At 71.5% G+C, this 18,314-nt stretch carries 16 protein-coding genes and 1 pseudogene; 6 read left to right on the top strand and 11 right to left on the bottom strand.

From position 1 onward, the window contains the following. Positions 1 to 258 (top strand): annotated as a pseudogene (locus O3Q52_RS28075) (hypothetical protein); the annotation flags it as partial. A 119-nt stretch (positions 259 to 377) separates the two neighbouring features. Here the strand turns inward: O3Q52_RS28075 and corA are convergent. The 4 genes from corA to O3Q52_RS28055 form a co-directional block, all read right to left on the bottom strand. Then, on the bottom strand, positions 378 to 1,460 hold the full coding sequence (gene corA / locus O3Q52_RS28070; RefSeq protein WP_269651500.1) for a magnesium/cobalt transporter CorA: 1,083 nt from the start codon (positions 1,458 to 1,460) through the stop codon (positions 378 to 380). Positions 1,461 to 1,603: 143 nt separating this feature from the next. Next, positions 1,604 to 2,941 carry a diaminopimelate decarboxylase gene (gene lysA / locus O3Q52_RS28065; protein ID WP_269651499.1) on the bottom strand — a complete coding sequence of 446 codons (1,338 nt, stop codon included), beginning with the start codon at positions 2,939 to 2,941 and terminating at the stop codon, positions 1,604 to 1,606. Positions 2,942 to 2,961: 20 nt separating this feature from the next. Next, positions 2,962 to 3,345 carry an SAV_915 family protein gene (locus O3Q52_RS28060; protein ID WP_269651498.1) on the bottom strand — a complete coding sequence of 128 codons (384 nt, stop codon included), beginning with the start codon at positions 3,343 to 3,345 and terminating at the stop codon, positions 2,962 to 2,964. 327 nt (positions 3,346 to 3,672) lie between these two features. Next, on the bottom strand, positions 3,673 to 4,086 hold the full coding sequence (locus tag O3Q52_RS28055) for a VOC family protein (protein WP_269651497.1): 414 nt from the start codon (positions 4,084 to 4,086) through the stop codon (positions 3,673 to 3,675). Positions 4,087 to 4,373: 287 nt separating this feature from the next. Here O3Q52_RS28055 and O3Q52_RS28050 point away from each other — a divergent pair, with 287 nt between their 5' ends. Together O3Q52_RS28050 and O3Q52_RS28045 are read left to right on the top strand one after the other, a co-directional pair. After that, entirely contained in the window at positions 4,374 to 6,413 is a 2,040-nt protein-coding gene (locus O3Q52_RS28050; protein ID WP_269651496.1) for an APC family permease, read from the top strand. Between the two features lie 159 nt (positions 6,414 to 6,572). Beyond that, positions 6,573 to 7,136, top strand: a complete 564-nt coding sequence (locus O3Q52_RS28045; RefSeq protein ID WP_269651495.1) for a hypothetical protein — start codon at positions 6,573 to 6,575, stop codon at positions 7,134 to 7,136. 24 nt (positions 7,137 to 7,160) lie between these two features. Here O3Q52_RS28045 and O3Q52_RS28040 read toward each other — a convergent pair whose 3' ends face one another. After that, the gene (locus O3Q52_RS28040) at positions 7,161 to 7,898 is read right to left on the bottom strand and encodes a class I SAM-dependent methyltransferase (RefSeq protein ID WP_269651494.1); all 738 of its coding nucleotides are present in this window, start codon (positions 7,896 to 7,898) and stop codon (positions 7,161 to 7,163) included. A gap of 161 nt (positions 7,899 to 8,059) precedes the next feature. On the opposite strand from O3Q52_RS28040, the gene O3Q52_RS28035 reads away from it, so the two are divergent. Next, positions 8,060 to 9,643: an alpha-amylase family glycosyl hydrolase gene (locus O3Q52_RS28035; RefSeq protein ID WP_269651493.1), complete on the top strand. Its 1,584-nt coding sequence runs from the start codon at positions 8,060 to 8,062 to the stop codon at positions 9,641 to 9,643. Here the strand turns inward: O3Q52_RS28035 and O3Q52_RS28030 are convergent. The 6 genes from O3Q52_RS28030 to O3Q52_RS28005 form a co-directional block, all read right to left on the bottom strand. Next, on the bottom strand, positions 9,604 to 11,103 hold the full coding sequence (locus O3Q52_RS28030; protein WP_269651492.1) for an MFS transporter: 1,500 nt from the start codon (positions 11,101 to 11,103) through the stop codon (positions 9,604 to 9,606). The genes O3Q52_RS28035 and O3Q52_RS28030 overlap by 40 nt on opposite strands. Positions 11,104 to 11,106: 3 nt before the next feature. After that, positions 11,107 to 11,307, bottom strand: coding sequence for a hypothetical protein (locus O3Q52_RS28025; protein ID WP_269651491.1), 201 nt, complete (start codon positions 11,305 to 11,307; stop codon positions 11,107 to 11,109). 49 nt (positions 11,308 to 11,356) lie between these two features. Further along, entirely contained in the window at positions 11,357 to 12,631 is a 1,275-nt protein-coding gene (locus tag O3Q52_RS28020) for an RNA polymerase sigma factor (protein WP_269651490.1), read from the bottom strand. Further along, positions 12,628 to 12,969: a YciI family protein gene (locus O3Q52_RS28015; RefSeq protein WP_269651489.1), complete on the bottom strand. Its 342-nt coding sequence runs from the start codon at positions 12,967 to 12,969 to the stop codon at positions 12,628 to 12,630. The genes O3Q52_RS28020 and O3Q52_RS28015 overlap by 4 nt, the downstream gene beginning before the upstream one ends. 126 nt (positions 12,970 to 13,095) lie before the next feature. Next, positions 13,096 to 14,358 carry a cytochrome P450 gene (locus O3Q52_RS28010; protein ID WP_269651488.1) on the bottom strand — a complete coding sequence of 421 codons (1,263 nt, stop codon included), beginning with the start codon at positions 14,356 to 14,358 and terminating at the stop codon, positions 13,096 to 13,098. A gap of 71 nt (positions 14,359 to 14,429) precedes the next feature. Then, entirely contained in the window at positions 14,430 to 15,617 is a 1,188-nt protein-coding gene (locus O3Q52_RS28005) for a flavin-dependent monooxygenase (RefSeq protein ID WP_269651487.1), read from the bottom strand. Between the two features lie 395 nt (positions 15,618 to 16,012). Here O3Q52_RS28005 and rho point away from each other — a divergent pair, with 395 nt between their 5' ends. Both rho and O3Q52_RS27995 read left to right on the top strand, forming a co-directional pair. Next, positions 16,013 to 17,155: a transcription termination factor Rho gene (gene rho / locus O3Q52_RS28000; protein ID WP_269651486.1), complete on the top strand. Its 1,143-nt coding sequence runs from the start codon at positions 16,013 to 16,015 to the stop codon at positions 17,153 to 17,155. 125 nt (positions 17,156 to 17,280) lie between these two features. Next, positions 17,281 to 18,314, top strand: a 1,034-nt coding sequence (locus tag O3Q52_RS27995; RefSeq protein WP_269651485.1) for a D-alanyl-D-alanine carboxypeptidase family protein, incomplete at its 3' end; no start/stop codon positions are given.

Raw genomic sequence — 18,314 nt, 5'->3', positions numbered from 1 at the left:
GCCGCTGAGGCCTCCCGCGGCGAGCCCGAACGCGCCGCCCGCCTCCTTGGCGCGGGCACCCGCCTCTGGCACGCGGCCGGGCTCCCCCAGCTCGGCGACACCGGGACGACCGTCTTCCGCCGGGAGTACGCACGCCACCTCCGCAAGGCCCTCGGCGACACCGTCTTCACCGAAGCGGTGCGCGAGGGACGGGAGTTGAGCCCGGAGGCGGCGATCCGGCTCGCACTGGACGGCGCACTCGACGAACCGGACCTCTGAGCGACACCGGTCCGCGACCGCAGTCGTGTGACGGATGGCAGGCGTGAGTCATGTGCCGGATGGCAGGCGTGCCGGACCTCTGCCCCCTGCCCCTCCGGCCGGGGGCGACCGTCCTCGGCTCAGAGCCAGCCGTTGCGCCTGAAGCCCCGGTGGATGACGAAGCAGAGGGTGGCGATGACGCCGAGGACCAGGGGGTAGCCGTACGTCCAGCGCAGTTCGGGCATGTGGTCGAAGTTCATGCCGTAGAGACCGCAGATCATGGTGGGGACGGCGACGATGGCGGCCCAGGCCGTGATCTTGCGCATGTCCTCGTTCTGGGCGACCGTGACCTGCGCGAGGTGGGCCTGGAGGATCGAGTCGAGCAGCCCGTCGAAGGCGTTGATCTGCTCGGTGACGCGGGCGAGATGGTCGGCGACGTCGCGGAAGTACGGCTGGATGTCCGGGGAGAGGGCCGCCGGCGGCTCGTGGGCGAGGATCTGCAGGGGGCGGGCCAACGGGACCACGGCCCGTTTGAGCTCCAGGAGCTCCCGCTTGAGCTGGTAGATCTGACCGGCGTCGCCGCGTGCCGTGTGCTCGGCGAAGACGGCGGTCTCGACGGCCTCTATGTCGTTCTGTACGGCGTCCGTGACCTCCAGATAGTCGTCGACCACATGGTCCGCGATGGCGTGCAGGACGGCGGAGGGCCCCTTCGCGAGCTGCTCCGGCAGGCTCTCCAGGGCTTCGCGGAGCGGGCCCAGGGAGCCGTGGCTGCCATGCCTGATGGTGATCACGAAGTCGCGGCCGATGAAGACCATCAGCTCGCCGGTGTCCACCACCTCGCTCGTCGCGGTGAGCTGCTCGTGCTCGACGTAGCGCACGGTCTTGAAGACGGCGAACAGCGTGTCGTCGTACCTCTCCACCTTCGGCCGCTGATGGGCGTGCACGGCGTCCTCGACGGCCAGCGGATGGAGGCCGAAGAGCTTGGCGAGGCCCGCGAACTCCTCGTCCGTGGGCTCGTGCAGTCCGATCCAGACGAAGCCGCCCCTGCCCTTGCGGGCCCGCCGGATGGCCTCGGCCGGTGCCCAGTCGCCGGGCTGCCGTCCGCCCTCGCGGTAGACCACGCAGTTCACCACCGCGCTGCCGAGCGGGGAACGGGCGGGATGGCTGAGGTCCACAGTGCGGCGGTAGGCGCGGCGCACCGCTCTGCTCAGGCTGCTGATCATGGGCACGGGTTGGGCTCCTTCGGTGACCGGGTCAGTGTGCCACCGAATTCCGTTCACTCCGCGTATGGGGCACCGGGCCGCTGACCGGTACGAACACCTCCGGGCGAGGACGGGCCGTCACCCGCCCGGAGGTGGGTCCTCGCCTACAGGCCGACGTCCCGGCTGCGGATGTCCTCCAGCGACTCCCGGCGGACGAGGAGCCGGGCGTGACCGCGGTCGACGGCGACCACGGGCGGGCGTCCGACGAGGTTGTAGCCCGAGGCCATGGAGAGGTGGTACGCACCGGCCACCGGCACGGCCAGCAGGTCGCCCGGATGTACGTCACCGGGCAGCCGCACGTCCGAGGCGAGGATGTCGCCCGCCTCGCAGTGCCGGCCGACCACGGTGACCGGGTCCGCCTCCGCGGTGGAGTGGCGTCCGATCAGCCGGGGCGCGTACCGCACTCCGTAGAGCGCGGGGCGCGGGTTGTCGCTCATCCCGCCGTCCACGGCCACGAAGGTGTGCTCGGCGGTCCGCTTCACCGCGAGCACGTGATAGAGGGCGAGGCCCGCCGGTCCGGCGATGGCGCGCCCGGGCTCGATCAGCAGCCGCGGCACCGGCAGTCCGGCTGCGGCGCAGCTCTCGACGAGTCCGGCGCGCACCTTGCGGGCCAGCGTGGTGAGGTCGAGCGCCTCCTCCCCCGGCCGGTAGGCGATGCCGTGGCCGCCGCCCAGGTCCAGTTCGGGCAGTACGACACCGTGGGCGTCGCGCACGCGGGCCATCAGCCCCACCATGCGTCGTACGGCCGCGAGATACGGCTTGACGCTGGTGATCTGCGAGCCCAGGTGGCAGTGCAGGCCGGTGAGTTGCAGTTGGGGCTGGTCGAGGATGCGGGCGATGGCGTGCTGGGCGTAGCCGTCGGTGAGGGTCAGGCCGAACTTCTGGTCGTCCGTGCCCGTCCGGATCTTTTCGTGGCCGCCTGCGCTGATGCCGGGGACGACCCGCACCATCACCCTCTGGTGTCCGTCGGGGCCGACCGCCGCCGCGAGCCGCGCGATCTCCGACGGGCTGTCGATCACGATGCGTCCGACGCCCAGGCGCAGCGCGGTCTCCAGGTCGTGCGGCGACTTGGCGTTGCCGTGCAGCACGATCCGCTCGGGCGGGAAGCCGGTGGTGACGGCGAGTTCCAGCTCACCGGCGGAGCACACGTCCAGGCCGAGGCCCTCCTCCTCGACCCAGTGGGCCATGGCACGGCACAGGAACGCCTTGGCGGCGTAGAGGACTTCGGCCTCGGGGAAGGCGGCCCGGTAGGTGCGGCTGCGTGCGCGGACCTCGCCCTCGTCGAGCACGTAGACGGGGGTGCCGAAGCGGTCGGCGATCTCGGTGAGGGGTACGCCGCCGACGGCGAGGTCTCCCCGGTCGTGCCGGACGGTGGAGGCGGGCCACACCGACAGGTCGTCGGCGGCGCGGTTGGTGACGGCGGGCTCGTGCAGAGTGGTCATCGCGGGTTCCCTTTCCGGCCTCAGACGGTCCGTACGGCCCGTACGGCGCGGGTGTTCGCCCCGCTCGCGCGCGGCACCCCGGCGGCCCGCGGATCCCATGCGCGGGGCGCTGGTCCGGCCAGGGGCGCGGAGAACTGCGGGTCCACGGTGACCGTGGTGACGCCGAGCGGTTCGGTGAGGGCGCGGAGCACGGGCTCGGCGAGCCGGATCCAGGCCTGCCCGTCCCCGAGGGTGGCGGTCAGCCGCTCACTGCTGGTGAAGCCGACGGCGGTCCGGGCCCCGAGGGGTGTGCGGAACAGCCGGGTCGAGCATCCTGCTGGTCCCGGCCGGACGGGTACGTACAGGGGCCCGGCCGGGAACCGTTCTGAGGGCTCGGGGTCTTCGGCGCACGCGAGGTCTGTCATGGGATGCCTCCTGGAGGATCCGGGTGGTGGGGCGTGATGCCGCCCCGGCGCGGGGAGGCGAACCCGGGGCGTGCCACGAAGGTATGCCCGCTCCCCCGGACTCCCCCGGCCACCGACGCGCTTCATGACGGGATGCTGACGGAGAACCGCCGCGGACTGACGGGACGCTGACGCGAGGGAACCCCGGAGCAAGACCCTCGTCCCTGCTCCACGGGCCGCCCGGCGCCGGTGACGGCCGCGACGGCGGATACAGCGAGGTCCCGCCGACCGTCGGGTCGGCGGGACCTGGGACGGGCCTCCGGGCCCGGTTTCCTGAGGGTGGCAGGCTCAGGCCTGTGTCTCGCTGATGTTGACCATCCAGGGGATGCCGAACCGGTCCGTACACATGCCGAACACGTCGCCCCACATCTGCTTCTCGAGCGGGACGGCCACCGTGCCGTCGGCGGACAGCTTCTCCCAGTAGCCACGCAGTTCGGCTTCGTCGTCACCGCTGAGGCTCACCGAGAAGTTGCCGCCCGGGGTGTACTTCATGCCCGGCGGGGTGTCGGCGCCCATCAGCGTGAACCCGCTCGGGGTCTCCAGCATGCCGTGCATGATCTTGTCCGCTTCGGGGCTGTCCGCCATACCGGACTCCCCGAAGGTGTTCAGCGCCAGTGTGCCGCCGAGGACCTCCTTGTAGAACTCCAACGCCTGCCTGGCGTCACCGTCGAAGCTGATGTACGGATTGAGGCGCGAGGCCATGAAAACCTCCCAGATCGGGCCAAACAATCAGATCTGCGCAGACTAGCGCGGCCCACTGACAACGGCCCGTCGTGGCTGATGGGCGCGTACGAAGGACAGATGAACCGTCGGGGATCTCGCCGCGCAGGGCGCTTCCGGCCAGGAGGCAGCCGGGCCGATCGGCAGGCACGGTCCCCGCCCCGGCTCTTACGCCATCCGTAGCGATCTCGCCGAACCTGACGCGGTCCTGACGCCCCGCCGGGCAGGGCTCCCCGGGTTCGGGCCGCTCCCGCGCTTACGCTCGCGCCGTGTTCAACGTGACGGGTCTGCTGAAACGCCTGGTGATCGGCCGGGCCAGGCGCAGTGAAGAGCTCCAGGGGACACTGCTGCCCAAACGGCTCGCCCTGCCGATCTTCGCCTCCGACCCGCTGTCGTCGGTGGCGTACGCGACGCAGGAGATCCTGCTCGTGCTCACCCTCGGCGGGCTGGCGTATCTGCACTTCACGCCGTGGATCGCGCTGGCGGTCGTGTCCCTGATGACGGTGGTGGTGCTCTCGTACCGCCAGGTGGTGTACGCCTACCCGAGCGGCGGTGGCTCGTACGAGGTGGTCTCCACGAATCTCGGCCCGTCGGCCGGTCTGGTGGTGGCGGCCTCGCTGCTCGTCGACTACGTGATGACGGTGGCCGTCTCCGTCGCCTCGGGGGTCGACAACATCATCTCGGCGATCCCCCAACTGGCCGATTACCGCGTCCCGTTGGCGCTGGCCTTCGTGGCGGTCCTGACCGCCATGAACCTGCGCGGCACCCGCGAGTCCGGGAACGCCTTCGCGGCGCCGACGTACCTGTTCATCGGCGGCGTGCTGATCATGGTCGGCACCGGTCTGGTCCGCTATCTCCTCGGTGACGCGCCGGTCGCCGAGAGCGCGAAGTACGGCGTGACACCGGAGCCCGGGGACGCGAATCTCGCCGGGCTGGCGCTGCTGATGCTGGTCCTGCGCGCGTTCTCGTCCGGCTGTACGGCGCTGACGGGTGTGGAGGCGATCTCCAACGGCGTGCCGGCCTTCCGCAAGCCCAAGTCGCAGAACGCGGCGGCCACGATGGTGGCGATGGGAGCCATCGCGATCGTCATGTTCGTCGGTGTCACCACGCTCGCGATCGTCTCCAAGGTGCACATCACCGACGACTCCTGCCGGCTCACCGGCCTGGACGGCAACTGCGAGGGCCATACGCAGCGCACGGTCATCGCACAGATCGCGGCCGCCGTGTTCGGCGGTGAGAACAGTGTCGGCTTCTACTTCATCCAGGCGGCCACCGCGCTGGTGCTGGTCCTCGCCGCGAACACCGCGTTCAACGGCTTCCCGCTGCTCTCCTCGATCCTCGCCCAGCACCGCTATCTGCCGCGTCAGTTGCACAACCGCGGCGACCGGCTCGCCTTCTCCAACGGCATCCTGGCGCTCGCGGTCGTCGCCGGTCTGCTGCTGTGGGGTTTCCAGGCGAACGTCACGAACCTCATCCACCTCTACATCCTGGGCGTCTTCACCTCGTTCACGCTGTCGCAGACGGGCATGGTCCGGCACTGGAACCGTGAGCTGCGTGCCACGACCGACCCGGCGCTGCGCCGACGCCACCACTCGGCGCGCGTGATCAACGCGCTGGGCGCGGTGGTCACCGGCCTCGTCCTGGTGATCGTGCTCGCCACGAAGTTCCTGGAGGGCGCGTGGCTGGCGGTGCTCGCCGCGATCGTGCTGTGGGTGATGATGCGGGGCATCCGCCGGCACTACGACGCCACCTCCGCGGAGCTCGCCGTGACGGATCCGCGCGAGGAACTCGTCCCGCCCTCAAGGGTGTTGGGCATCGTGCTGGTCTCGACACTGCACAAGCCGACCCTGCGGGCACTGTCGTACGCGCACGCCCTCCGGCCCGACCGGCTGGAGGCACTGACGGTGTCGGTGGACCGCGACGAGGCCCTCGCGCTGCGGGAGCGCTGGGAGGAGTACGGCATCGACGTGCCCCTCAAGGTCATCGACTCGCCCTATCGCGAGGTGACGCGGCCGGTGGTCGAGTATGTGCGCTCGCTGCGGCGGGAGAGCCCTCGGGACGTCGTGGCGGTGTTCATCCCCGAGTACGTCGTCGGCCACTGGTGGGAGAACCTGCTGCACAACCAGTCCGCCCTCTGGCTGAAGAGCCGTCTGCTGTTCACGCCCGGCGTGATGGTCACCAGCGTCCCCTGGCAGCTGAGCTCCTCGGCGCGCGCCGACCGTCCCAGCGCCCGGGCACCGGGCTCGGTCCGCCGCGGCGAGCCCGCCTACACGAGGGCGCGCGAGGACAGCGACCTGAGCCGACACTGACCGGCACCCCCCGCACCAGCCAACAGGCGGCTACGGACGGTGACGGGTGGTTGCATTCCGGACGGGCGCCGTACGACACGCGTCAATTTCGTCGGCCGGAGAGTCAGCGAAGCATCAAGTCGCTCCCACGGCGTGACGCGCGTGCCTACCGTCGCCGCCATGTCTCGACGTATCGAGGGGCCCGCGTCCGGTCGTTTCCCCGATGTGCCGGCGTACGACGACGGCACCTGGGTGCACGACCGCGCGTGGGCGGGCGAGGCGCGCTCGGCCGTGGGCTGTGCCGTGCTGATGCTGGGGCTGCTGCTGGTGTTCGACGCGGGTTCGGGACGCCTCACGGCGTTGCGGTTCCTGCTGTGGGCGGCGCTGGCCTTCGTCCTGTTCGCCGTGCTGCTGCCCGCCCGCGTGTCCGCGTGCGAGGGCGAGCTCGTGTGCCAGGGCCTGTTCGGGCACCGGTCCGTGTGCACGGACCGGCTCGTCGCGGTGTGCCGCTCGGACGGGGTGGCCCAACGCCTCGTCCTGCGCGACGAGTTCGGCGGACGCGTCGAGTTCGATCCCCGGGTCCTGGTCGCCAACCCCGCGCTGTGGCGGCTCCTGGACGAGGGCGCGCGGGCCTCGGCGGCGGGCGGCTCGCTCGTCTGCGGTACGACGGAGCTGCGGCGCCTGTCGGAACGGCTGGACCGGGAGACGGCACGAACGGTGTTCCGGATCTCCGGGCTTGAGTAGCCGCTCCAGGAGCCCCGCCGGCAACTACCCCTCACTACCCGCCTTCGTCGCCACCACCATCCGACAGCAGGGGCTGCCGTCACTCCGGCGCCCGAACTCGGGGAGGGCGTAGAGCTCCACCGAGAAACCGGCGCGGGCGAGTTCCCGTCGTACGTCGTCGAGGCGGAACTCCCGGTAGTACATGACGAACGGGGGACGCCACACGGCGTTCCGTACGCGCATCGCCGCGTCGAAACCGAGCAGGGCCCAGTAGCCGCGCGAGCCGGGGCGGGCGGGGGCGCCGATCGGGAAGGCGAACCGTCCGCCGGGCCGGAGCACCGAGCGGACCTGCGCGAACAGCCCCGGCAGCTCACTGGGCAGGAAGTGTCCGAACGCCCCGAAGCTCACCACCAGGTCGAAGGCCGGACCGAACGGAAGGGCGCGGGCGTCACCGCGTACCCAGGTGGCCGACGGCCCGCCGGGGCGTGCCGCCCGTTCCCGGGCCACGGCGAGCATGCCGGTGCTGATGTCGACGCCGGTGACCTGCTCCCGGCACACCGACCGCAGCACGTCCATGCCCGCGCCGGTGCCGCAGCACAGGTCGAGTCCGCTCTCGAACGGGCCGATCCTCCTGAGTGCCCGCGCGACGGACCGCAGCACCGAGTCCGGCGTACGGAAGGGGGTGTGGTCGAACTTCGGTGCGAGGAGGTCGTAGCCGTGCTCGACGGACGACAGCGCCTGTACGGCGAGTTCGCGGAACGTGGGGCCCTGCGGGGTGAACATGGCTGCTCAGCGTAGGCGTTCCACTGGGGTGCGGGGATTCGCCTGCGGGTTCGTTGCGGCTTGTCGCGCAGTTCCCCGCGCCCCTTTGGGGCGCGCCCGCCCCAGGCTCTGGCCATGGCGCGGCCTTCCCCGGGCTTCGGTCGCGCTGTCACTCTCCACCCATGAACTCCTTCCGTCCCGCACCCTCCTGGCTGGCCGATGCCGTGTTCTACCAGATCTATCCGCAGTCGTTCGCGGACTCGAACGGCGACGGGACCGGTGACTTCGACGGCATCGCCGAGCGTCTCGACCATCTGGTCTGGCTGGGGGTGAACACGGTCTGGCTGAACCCGTGCTTCGTCTCGCCGTTCGGTGACGCGGGGTACGACGTCGCCGACTATCTGAACGTGGCTCCGCGCTACGGATCCAACGACGACCTGGCGAAGCTCGTCGACCGGGCGGGCCGCCGCGGCATCCGCGTACTCCTCGATCTGGTCGCCGGGCACACCTCCGCCGAGCACCCGTGGTTCAGGGCCTCGGCGAACGATCCGGACGACCATCGCTACATCTGGGCGCCGGAGGGCCGGCCGGACGGTTTCGTGGCCTCGCCCGGAAGCCGGCCGGGCGCGTATCTGCCGAACTTCTTCGACTTCCAGCCCGCTCTCAACTTCGGTTACGCGCGCGAGAGTTCGGCCGAGCCATGGCGGCAGCCGGTGGACGCGGAAGGTCCGCGCGCCAACCGTGAGGCCCTGCGCACGGTCATGGACCACTGGCTGAGCCTCGGCCTCTCGGGCTTCCGCGTCGACATGGCCGCCTCGCTCGTCAAGGACGACCCGGACAAGGCCGGGACGAGCAGGATCTGGGCGGAGCTGCGCCACTGGCTGGACCGTACGCACCCGGACGCGGTGTTGCTCTCCGAGTGGGGCGAGCCCGAGGTGTCGGTTCCGGCGGGGTTCCACACGGACTTCTTCCTGCACTTCGGCGGCCCCACCGACGGCCTGGCGCTGCGCTCGCTGTGGAGCAACGGCACCGGCACCGTCAATGAGACCTGGGACCCGCTCGACTGCTTCTTCGACCCGAGCGGCCAGGGCTCGCCCCGCCCGTTCGTCGAGGGCTGGCAGCGGGCCTCGTCCGCCCTGGGTGACAGCGGCTTCATCTCCCTGCCCACCGCCAACCACGACTTCTCGCGCCTCAACTGCGGCCCCCGCACGGCCGAACAGCTCCCCGCCGCCTTCGCCTTCCAGCTCACCTGGCCCACGCTCCCCGCCATCTACTACGGCGACGAGATCGGTATGCGCTACATCCCGGACCTCCCCGACACCGAGGGCAGCGTGCTCGGCCCGCGCTACAACCGGGCGGGTTCCCGCACCCCCATGCAGTGGGACGACGGCCCCAACGCGGGCTTCTCGACGTCCGACCACCCCTACCTGCCGGTCGACCCCGCCCCCGACCGCCCCACCGTCGCCGCCCAGCGCGCCGACGACACGTCCCTCCTCCATCTCGTACGCCGTCTCATCGCTCTCCGCACGACGACCCCGGAACTCGGGGCGGGCGGCTCGGTGGAGGTCCTGCACGCCGGATACCCGTTCGTGTACGTACGCGGCGGGCGGTATCTCGTGGTCGTCAACCCCCAGCAGGGGCAGGCGAGTTACCGCCTCGACGACATCCGGCCGGGGCGAGCCCTGGAGGCATCCGGTGTCGGGACCGACGGTGACACCGTCACGGCTCAGGGCTTCGGGTTCGGGATCTTCGACGTGCTCGGGTAGTCCGGCCCGGGTCCGGCAGAGCTGCGCCCGGCAGGCCGTCGCCTCCGGCCGAGGAGGACGAGTGCGACGGCCGTCCCGACCACCGCGAGGACGACACACGCGACGAACGCGGCCCGGTAGCCCGCTGTGAGGGCCGCGAGCCGGTCCGCCCCGCTCGTGTACGACACCGCGACCGAGGAGACGACGGCGACACCGAAGGCACCCCCGATCTGGAAGGCCGCTGTGTTGATCCCGGAGGCCACCCCCGACTCCCGCTCCCCCACTCCGGTCAGCGCGGCGATGGAACCGGCGACCGCGCAGGCACCGAGACCCAGCCCGAAGACCAGCAGCCCGGGGAACAGGTCGCGCACGAACCCGCCGTCCACCGGCACCCCGGCCAGCAGCAGGCTGCCCACGCCGACCAGCGTGAGCCCGCCGACCGCGACCGGACGCGGGCCGACACGGGTGACCAGGGCCTGTCCGGCGTACGAGCCGATCACGGCCGTCACCGGCATCACGACGTTGTAGAGGCCGAAGCGCAGCGGCGAGTGGCCGAGAACGCCCTGCCCGTACTGGGAGAGCGTGTACGACATCCCGAAGGCACTGCCGCCGAGCAGGAACACCACGAGGTTCCCGCCGCTCACCCCACGCGAGCGCAGCAGTCGCAACGGCACGAGAGGTGCCTTCGACCGGGCCTCGACTCGTACGAACAGCAGCGCCAGAGCGGCGGAGGCGGCCAGCAGGCCCAGCGTCTGCGCCGACAGCCATCCGGCCCGGGGCGCATCGACGACGGCGTAGACACAGGCGAGGAGCGCCGCCGTGACGGCCAGGGCGCCGGCCGGATCGTACGAGCGGATCCGTGCCTCGGTGCGGCTCTCGCGCAGCAGTACCGGGCTCAGGGCGAGCAGCACCAGCGCGACGGGCACGTTCAGGAAGAACACCCACTCCCAGCCGAGGACGTCGGTGAGCGGGCCGCCGATCAGCAGCGCCGCCGTGGCGCCGAAGCCGCCGCTGCCGGACCAGAGGGCGAGGGCCTTGTTTCGCTCGGCGCCCTCCTCGAAGGTGTTCAGGAGGATGGAGAGCGCGGTGGGTGCCATGACGGCGGCCGACACGCCCTGCACGGCGCGGGCGGCCACCAGCACGCCGGCCGTCCAGGCGAACCCGCACAGCAGTGAGGACATCGCGAAGAGCAGGGTGCCGGTCATGAAGACGCGGCGGCGGCCCAGCAGGTCGGCGACCCGTCCGCCGAGGAGCAGGAGCCCGCCGAAGCTGAGCAGATAGGCGCTCATCACCCATTGGGCGCCGCCCGCGGTGAACCCGAGTCCGTCGGCGATGGACGGCAGCGCGAGGACGACGATCTGTGCGTCGAGGATGACCATGAACCCGGCCACGCAGAGCAGGGCGAGGGCACTCCAGCGGCGCGGATCGGGGGCGGGGCCGGGGGTCGTGCCGGTCCGGATTTCTGGTGTCGTGGCGGCCACGGTTCAGCTCCCCAGCCGGAGGCCCGCGAGCCAGACGTCCGGGCCGCTGTCCGGGGTGCCGCCGCCCGTGCTGTGGCTGGTCGAGGGTCGCGTCACATGGGACACGGGCCGTCGGCGGCGCGGCGACAGCAGCGCGAGGAGCTTGTCGGTGCGCCGGACGGGGACGGCGGGCACGGCTGGAATGGTCGAGACAGTGGCGGTCATCGGAGTCTCCGGTGTCGTCGGGTGCTTTCGCCCCACCGACGAACCGCGCCTACGCCGATCGACACTCCGCGAGCCGCTTTTCCAGAAATCGCCGCTCGGCGTCGTTCTCCACCAGCTCCAGCGCCTTCTCGTACGCCTCGGCCGCTTCCCTCGTCCGTCCCGAGCGCCGAAGGAGGTCCGCCCGGGTGGCGGGCAGCAGGTGGTACCCGGCCAGATCGCCCGCCTTCTCCAGCTCCGCCACGAGGGCCAGACCGGCCTCGGGGCTCTCGGACATGCCGACGGCCACCGCGCGGTTCAGCTTGACGACGTCCGACGGCACGTAACGCGCCAACTCCCCGTACAGCGCGGCGATGTCGGCCCAGTCCGTCTCCTCGGCCGCGGCCACGGTGACATGGCAGGCCGCGATGGCGGCCTGGATCTGGTACGGCCCCGGCCGCCCGCGGCGCAGCGCCGTCTCCAGCAGGGCGGCGCCCTCGTCGGCCTCCGCCCGGTCCCAGGCCGTACGGTCCTGGTCCTCCAGGGTGACCAGGTCACCGGCCGCGTCCACGCGGGTGTTCCGCCGGGCGTCGTGCAGCAGGAGGAGCCCGAGCAGGCCGAGGACCTCGGGCTCGTCGGGCATGAGGCGGGCCAGCACCCGCGCCAGCCGGATCGCCTCCGCGCAGAGGTTCGTCCGCAGGAGATCGGCGCCGGACGTGGCCGCGTACCCCTCGTTGAACAGCAGGTACACCACTCCCAGCACGCCGGTCGTCCGCTCGGGCAGCAGATGCGCGGGCGGTACGCGGTACGGGATCCCGGCGTTGCGGATCTTCCGCTTGGCGCGCACGAGGCGTTGCGCCATCGTCGCCTCGGGGACGAGGAAGGCGCGGGCGATCTCGGGGGTGGTCAGGCCCGCGAGGGTGCGCAGGGTCAGGGCGACCCGGGCCTCGATGGGCAGCGCGGGATGGCAGCAGGTGAAGAGCAGCCGCAGTCGGTCGTCGGTGACCCCGCTGTCGTTGTCGAAGTCCGGGTCGTGCGGGTCGAACGGTCCCCCGTCCCGTGCCAGCACCGCCACCTCCCGCAGTTTCGCCGCGCCCACCGCCTCACGGCGCAGCACGTCCATGGCTCGGTTGCGCGCGGTCGTGGTCAGCCAGGCGCCGGGGCGGCGCGGTACTCCGTCGCGCCGCCACCGGTCGAGGGCCTGCGCGAAGGCGTCCTGCGCGCACTCCTCGGTGAGGTCCCAGTCGCCGGTCACCCTGATCAGGGTGGCGACGACCTGGCCCCATTCCTCACGGAAGGCGACGGCGACGGCCTCCTCGACGCCGTCCGACCCCTCGTTCTCGTTCACTCCCAGACCGGCCGCACCTCCACCGAACCGCCGCCGAGCGCGGCGGGATGCCTGGACGCCAGCGCGATGGCCTCGTCGAGGTCGGCGACCTCGATGATGTCGAAGCCGGCAACATACTCCTTGGACTCCACGAACGGCCCGTCCCTGAGCAGGACTTCGTCGCTCTGGACGCGCACGGTGGTGGCGTCGGCGGCCGGCCGCAGCCTCGCGCCGCCCTTCACCACGCCGCTGGTGCGCACCTCGTCGATGTACGAGGTGAAACGGGGGTCGTCGGCGATCTCCTCGGGGCTGAGCTCCTCGCCGCCGACAGGGGTGCAGATGAACATCACGTACTTCATGACCGGCCCTCCTGGATTCCCTCAGTTTCTGGTCCCTGCACCTCACCGACGAACGGACCACCGCCGGATCGACACATCCCCATGATTCATCGGCACGTCGCCATGATTATTCGGGAGAGCGGACCTTCACACCCGCGGTGACACCCTCGACGCCACCCGTACGGGAAGTGCCCGGACGCTGTTGCCCACGAAGCTGGAGTGACGGGCGAGGTCGGCCTCGGGCAGGTCCAGGTCGAGGCCGGGGAAGCGGGCGAACAGCCGCTCCAGGGCGATGGTGGACTCCAGCCGGGCCAGCGGGGCGCCGAGGCAGTAGTGGGCGCCGTGGCCGAGGGACAGATGCCGGGTGGTGCCGGGCCTGGCGGGCCTGGTGACGTCGAAGCGGTCGGCGTCGGGCCCGTGCGCGGCCCGGTCGCGCCCGGCGGCCGAGTAGCCGGAGAGGACGGGCGTGCCCCGGGGAATCACGGTCCCGTCGACCGTCAGGTCCCGTACGGGATAGCGGAAGGGGAAGTAGCTGACGGGCGCATCCCAGCGCAGGGTCTCCTCGACCACGTCCGACCAGCTCGCCTCGCCCTTCGTGACCCGCTCCAGCTGGTCCCGGTGGCCGCACAGGGCGCGTACGGCGTTGGTGATGAGGTTCAGCGTGGTCTCGTGCCCGGCGATGATCATCAGTACCAGGGTGCCGATGAGTTCCTCGTGGGTGAGCCGGTCGCCGCCCTCGTCCCGGGCGGTGATCAGCGCGCTGGTGAGGTCGTCGCCCGGCCGCTCGGTTCGGTCCGCGACCACCGCGCCCAGCACGGCCACCAGTTCCCTGTTCGCGGCGAGGGCCTTCTCGGGGCGGATGTCGGTGGCGACGACCTGGTTCGAGAGGTGGTGCAGCCGGTCTCGGTACTCGGCGTCGACGCCGAGCAGTTCCCCGATGACTCCCATCGGGAGCGGCAGCGCGAAGTGCTCACGCAGATCGGCGACTCCCCCGCCCTGTTCGGCCGCGTGGTGCAGGTCGTCGAGGAGTCCGTCCGTCAACTCCTCGATCCGGGGCCGCAGTTGCTCGACCCGCCGGGCGGTGAACGCCTTGCTGACCAGTGAGCGCAGCCGCCGGTGGTCGTCGCCGTCCGCGGTCGTCATCCCTCGTACGGTCGCGAAGGTCGCCAACGGCCATCCCTTGGCTGTCCGCCCCTCCCGCAGTGCGGTGAAGTGCCCCGCGTCCTTGGCGACTTCGGGGTGGGCGAGGAACTCCTTCAGCGCCTCGTGCCCGAGGACCGCCATGCCCTCCACACCGCCCGGCAGGACGACCGACGCGACGGCGCCGCGTGCGAGGAGGCGCGCGTTGTCGGCGTGCGGGCAGCCGCCGGCCGGGTCCATCCGGTGCGGTGGGGTGGCAGGGGTGCTCATGGCAGGGGTGCTGTCCAACCGAATCTCCTGACTGTCGTCGCCGCCGTCGCCCTCGCCGCCGTCCGTCACCGTCACAGGAAGGGCGTTCCCGGGTCTACTCCCGACAGGACACGGCCGTAGATCTCCAGGTTGGTGGCCGGGTTCATGAAGGAGTGCAGGGACAGGGCGTTGATGTCACGGGCAATGCGCTGCATGGGCACCTCCCGCTGGAGCGAGGAGGCGCCGGCGGCGGAGGCGAGCAGATCGACGGCCTCCTTGCAGAGGCGGGTCAGATAGCCGCTCTCGGCCCGGATCCTGGCCCGCTCCGCCAAGGTGTACTCGGCGCCGTCACGGGCCTTGGTCTCGATCTCGGCGGTCAGCCGGGCGGCCACCAGCTCGGCGCTGGAGATCTTCATCTGCGCCTCGGCCGCCTGGAGATGGGTGACGGTGGCCTCGTTCTGCCGCTCGTAGAAGGTGTACGTGATGCCGCGCCGGTGGATGCGCTCGCCGAACTCCGTCATCGCCGCCCGGGCCAGGCCCAGTGCCACCGGCGCGGCCCAGGCACAGAACAACAGCAACACGGGCATGCGGTAGAAGGGGTCGTCCGCGTTGGCCTTGGACTGGATCTGCCCGGCGAGCATCGGACCGACCGGAAGCACGCGATGTGCGGGGACGGGAATGTTCCGGGCCACGACGGTGTTGCTGCCAGTACCGGCGAGACCTGTGACATGCCAGTCGTCCAGGATCTCCAGCTCGGACATCGGTACCGCGGCCCAGATCATCTCGGGCGGCCCTTCCGGCGGCGAACCGTCGGCGGGCGTGACCGCGGCCGTCAGCAGATGCCAGTCCGCGTGATGACAGCCGGTCGCGAAGGCCGAGGCGCCGTCCACCCGATAGCCCCCGTCATACGGCACCGCCGTGGCGCCGGGGACGAGCGTGCCGCCGATCCTCGCGTCGGGCCCGTTCGATCCGGTGAAGAAGTCGTCCTGCGCCTCGTCCGGGAAGAGCGCCGCGATGTACGAGACCCCCGCCTGACTCAGTGTCATCCACGCCGTGGAGCCGCATTCGACGGCGATCTCGGCGAAGGCGTCGACCTGTGTGCGCAGCGGGGTCTGGTAACCGCCGTAGCGGCGCGGGACGTTCATCCGGTGGATGCCGGTGCCGGTCAGCGCGGCGACGACCTCGTCGGGCACGCGCCGTTCCCGCTCGGCCCGAAGCGCGTTCCGCCGGATCAACGGCCGCAGTTCCCTTACGCGTTCGACGATCCCGGCATCGACCATGCCGACCACCGTGACGCGAGGCCTCTCCCGTGTCAACGCCATGGGATCCGGCCATCCGGCCCTCGCCGGAGGGGGTAGTGCTACAGTGCCATCAGCACTTGTGTACGCCTCTTTCTCGGGCGCCGGTGCTGAACTACCTCTCATCCAGCTGAACCGCCCGTCCCTTCCGACCGGCGAAGCAGCTTCTCCGCACCACCTCTCCTCGTACGGGCACAAGACGTGCGAGTCGTGCGACTTCTACGGCATGTCCGGCCACGGGTCTTCCCGTCCGCCGTACGCGGCGCGGCACGAGAGGTGATGTCTCCGCCGAGCCGGGGTGTGTCCATACCGCCCCCGATCCGGCCTCTCCCCCATCCCTCATGACCACATGAACCGTCCGCGAAAGGACACCCACCATGACCACCACACTCGAACGCCCGCCCACTCCCGTCACACAGGAGCAGGCCACCGGCGTACTCGACATCAACTCGAACGGGCAGGGCCACCTGCGGGCCCAGAGCCTGCTTCCCGGGCCCGCCGACCTTCAGGTCTCCTTCGCGCTGATCCGCCGACACGGACTGCGCAAGGGCGACCTCGTCGAAGGCGTACGCGGCAGGCAGCGCGCTCTCACCGAGATCCAGCGGGTCAACGGCCGCCCGGCGGAAGAGCTCCGCGGCCGCCCGCACTTCCATGACCTGACCCCGCTGCACCCGCGTGAGCGGCTGCGGCTCGAACACCCGGCGGGCGGTGCGACCACCCGCCTCATCGACCTGGCCGCGCCGATCGGCAAGGGCCAGCGCGGCCTGATCGTCGCCCCGCCCAAGACCGGCAAGACCGTGCTCCTCCAGCAGATGGCCGCCGCCGTCGCCGGCAACCACCCCGAGGCCCATCTGATGGTGGTACTCCTCGACGAGCGGCCCGAGGAGGTCACCGACATGCGCCGTTCCGTACGGGGTGAGGTGCTCGCCTCCACCTTCGACCAGGCTCCGAAGCAGCACATCGCGCTCGCCGAGCTGGCCGTGGAGCGGGCCAAGCGGCTGGTCGAGGCGGGCCAGGACGTCGTGATCCTCCTCGACTCGCTCACCCGGCTGTGCCGGGCGCACAACAACGCGGCCGCCACCAGTGGCCGCACCCTCAGCGGCGGTGTCGACGCGGCCGCGCTGCACGGGCCCAAGCGGTTCTTCGGAGCCGCGCGCCTCACCGAGGAGGCCGGCTCGCTCACGATCATCGCCACCGCCCTCGTGGAGACCGGCTCCCGCGCCGACGACTACTACTTCGAGGAGCTCAAGAGCACCGGCAACATGGAGCCCCGCCTGGACCGCGGCCTCGCGTCCCGACGGATCTTCCCCGCCGTCGACATCACCCCGTCCGGCACCCGCCGCGAGGAACTCCTCGTCCCGGCAGCCGAGTTGGGGACCGTACGCGGCCTGCGACGCGCCCTGCTCTCCCGCGGGGACCCGCAGGCCGGACTGGAGACGCTCCTGGACAAGCTGCGCCGGACCCCGGACAACGCGACGTTCCTGCGGCAGGTCCAGCCGACCGTGCCCACAGGTCAGTAGACGTGGACGTCGGGGGTCCGCCCAGGACCGGGCAGGGCCAGGGCCGCTGCGGCATCCGGGTGCTCGATGCCGCCGCCCGGCCCGGGCAGCCGGAGATGTGACCAGCGCGTTCCTAGGTTGGCGGTATGACAATCGGACTTCCTTCGCGTGCGGCCGTCTGCTGCTCCGCCGCCTGTGTGGTGGGCGCGCTGGCCTTCGCGCCGAAAACGGCCGCCGCCCACGACGGAGCCACCCCGGCCACTCCCCACGCCTCCGCGTCGAAACCCGCCACCGCGCGGCCCTCGGCACTGGACCGGCCCGGGACCCAGGTACGGCCCCGGGCCGGGGCGCCCAAGGTGCCGCAGGACGTCTCCGCGCGGTCGTGGGTGGTGGCCGACGCCGGCACCGGCGAAGTACTCGCGGCACTCAACGCCCATCTCAAGCTGCCGCCCGCCAGCACGTTGAAGACCCTCTTCGCGCTGACCGCGCTGCCGGTGCTGCCCGCGGCGGTCCGGCACACCGTCACGGAGGAGGAACTGGCGGGCGTCGGCCCCGGCAGCAGTCGGGTCGGAATCGCCGCGGGGCGCACCTACAACGCCGCCGACCTGTGGCGGGGCGTCTTCCTGAACTCCGGCAACGACGCCGTGCACGTACTGGCCGAGATGAACGGCGGCTGGCGCAGCACGGCCGCCCAGATGCAGGCCAAGGCCCAGTCCCTGGGCGCCCGCGACACGCGGGTCGTCTCGCCCGACGGGTACGACACGCCGGGCCAGGTGTCGTCCGCGTACGACCTGGCCGTCTTCGGGCGGGCCGGGCTGCGCAACGCGGACTTCGCGCGGTACGCCGCCACCGTCCGCGCCAAGTTCCCGGCCGACGGCTGGTCTTTCGAGATCCAGAACACCAACCGGCTGCTCACCGGCGCCGACGGCGTCGCGCCCTACAAGGGGCTCGTCGGCGTCAAGAACGGCTACACCTCGCAGGCGGGCAACACGCTCGTCGCCGCCGCGCGCCGGGACGGGCGCACCCTCGTCGTCACGGTGATGGCTCCTCAGGCGGGCGGCTTCGCCGTGTACGAGGAGGCGCGCTCACTGCTCGACTGGGGCTTCGGGGCCGCCGGGCGTGTCGAACCGGTGGGCTCGCTCCTGCCGCCGCGCCGCGTGTCCACGGCGGGCCCGACGGC

The organism is Streptomyces sp. ActVer, assembly GCF_027270795.1.
GTDB lineage: Bacteria > Actinomycetota > Actinomycetes > Streptomycetales > Streptomycetaceae > Streptomyces > Streptomyces umbrinus_A.
The sequence above is the reverse complement of the archived record's forward strand: the minus strand, read 5'-3'. Positions and strand labels throughout refer to the sequence as shown.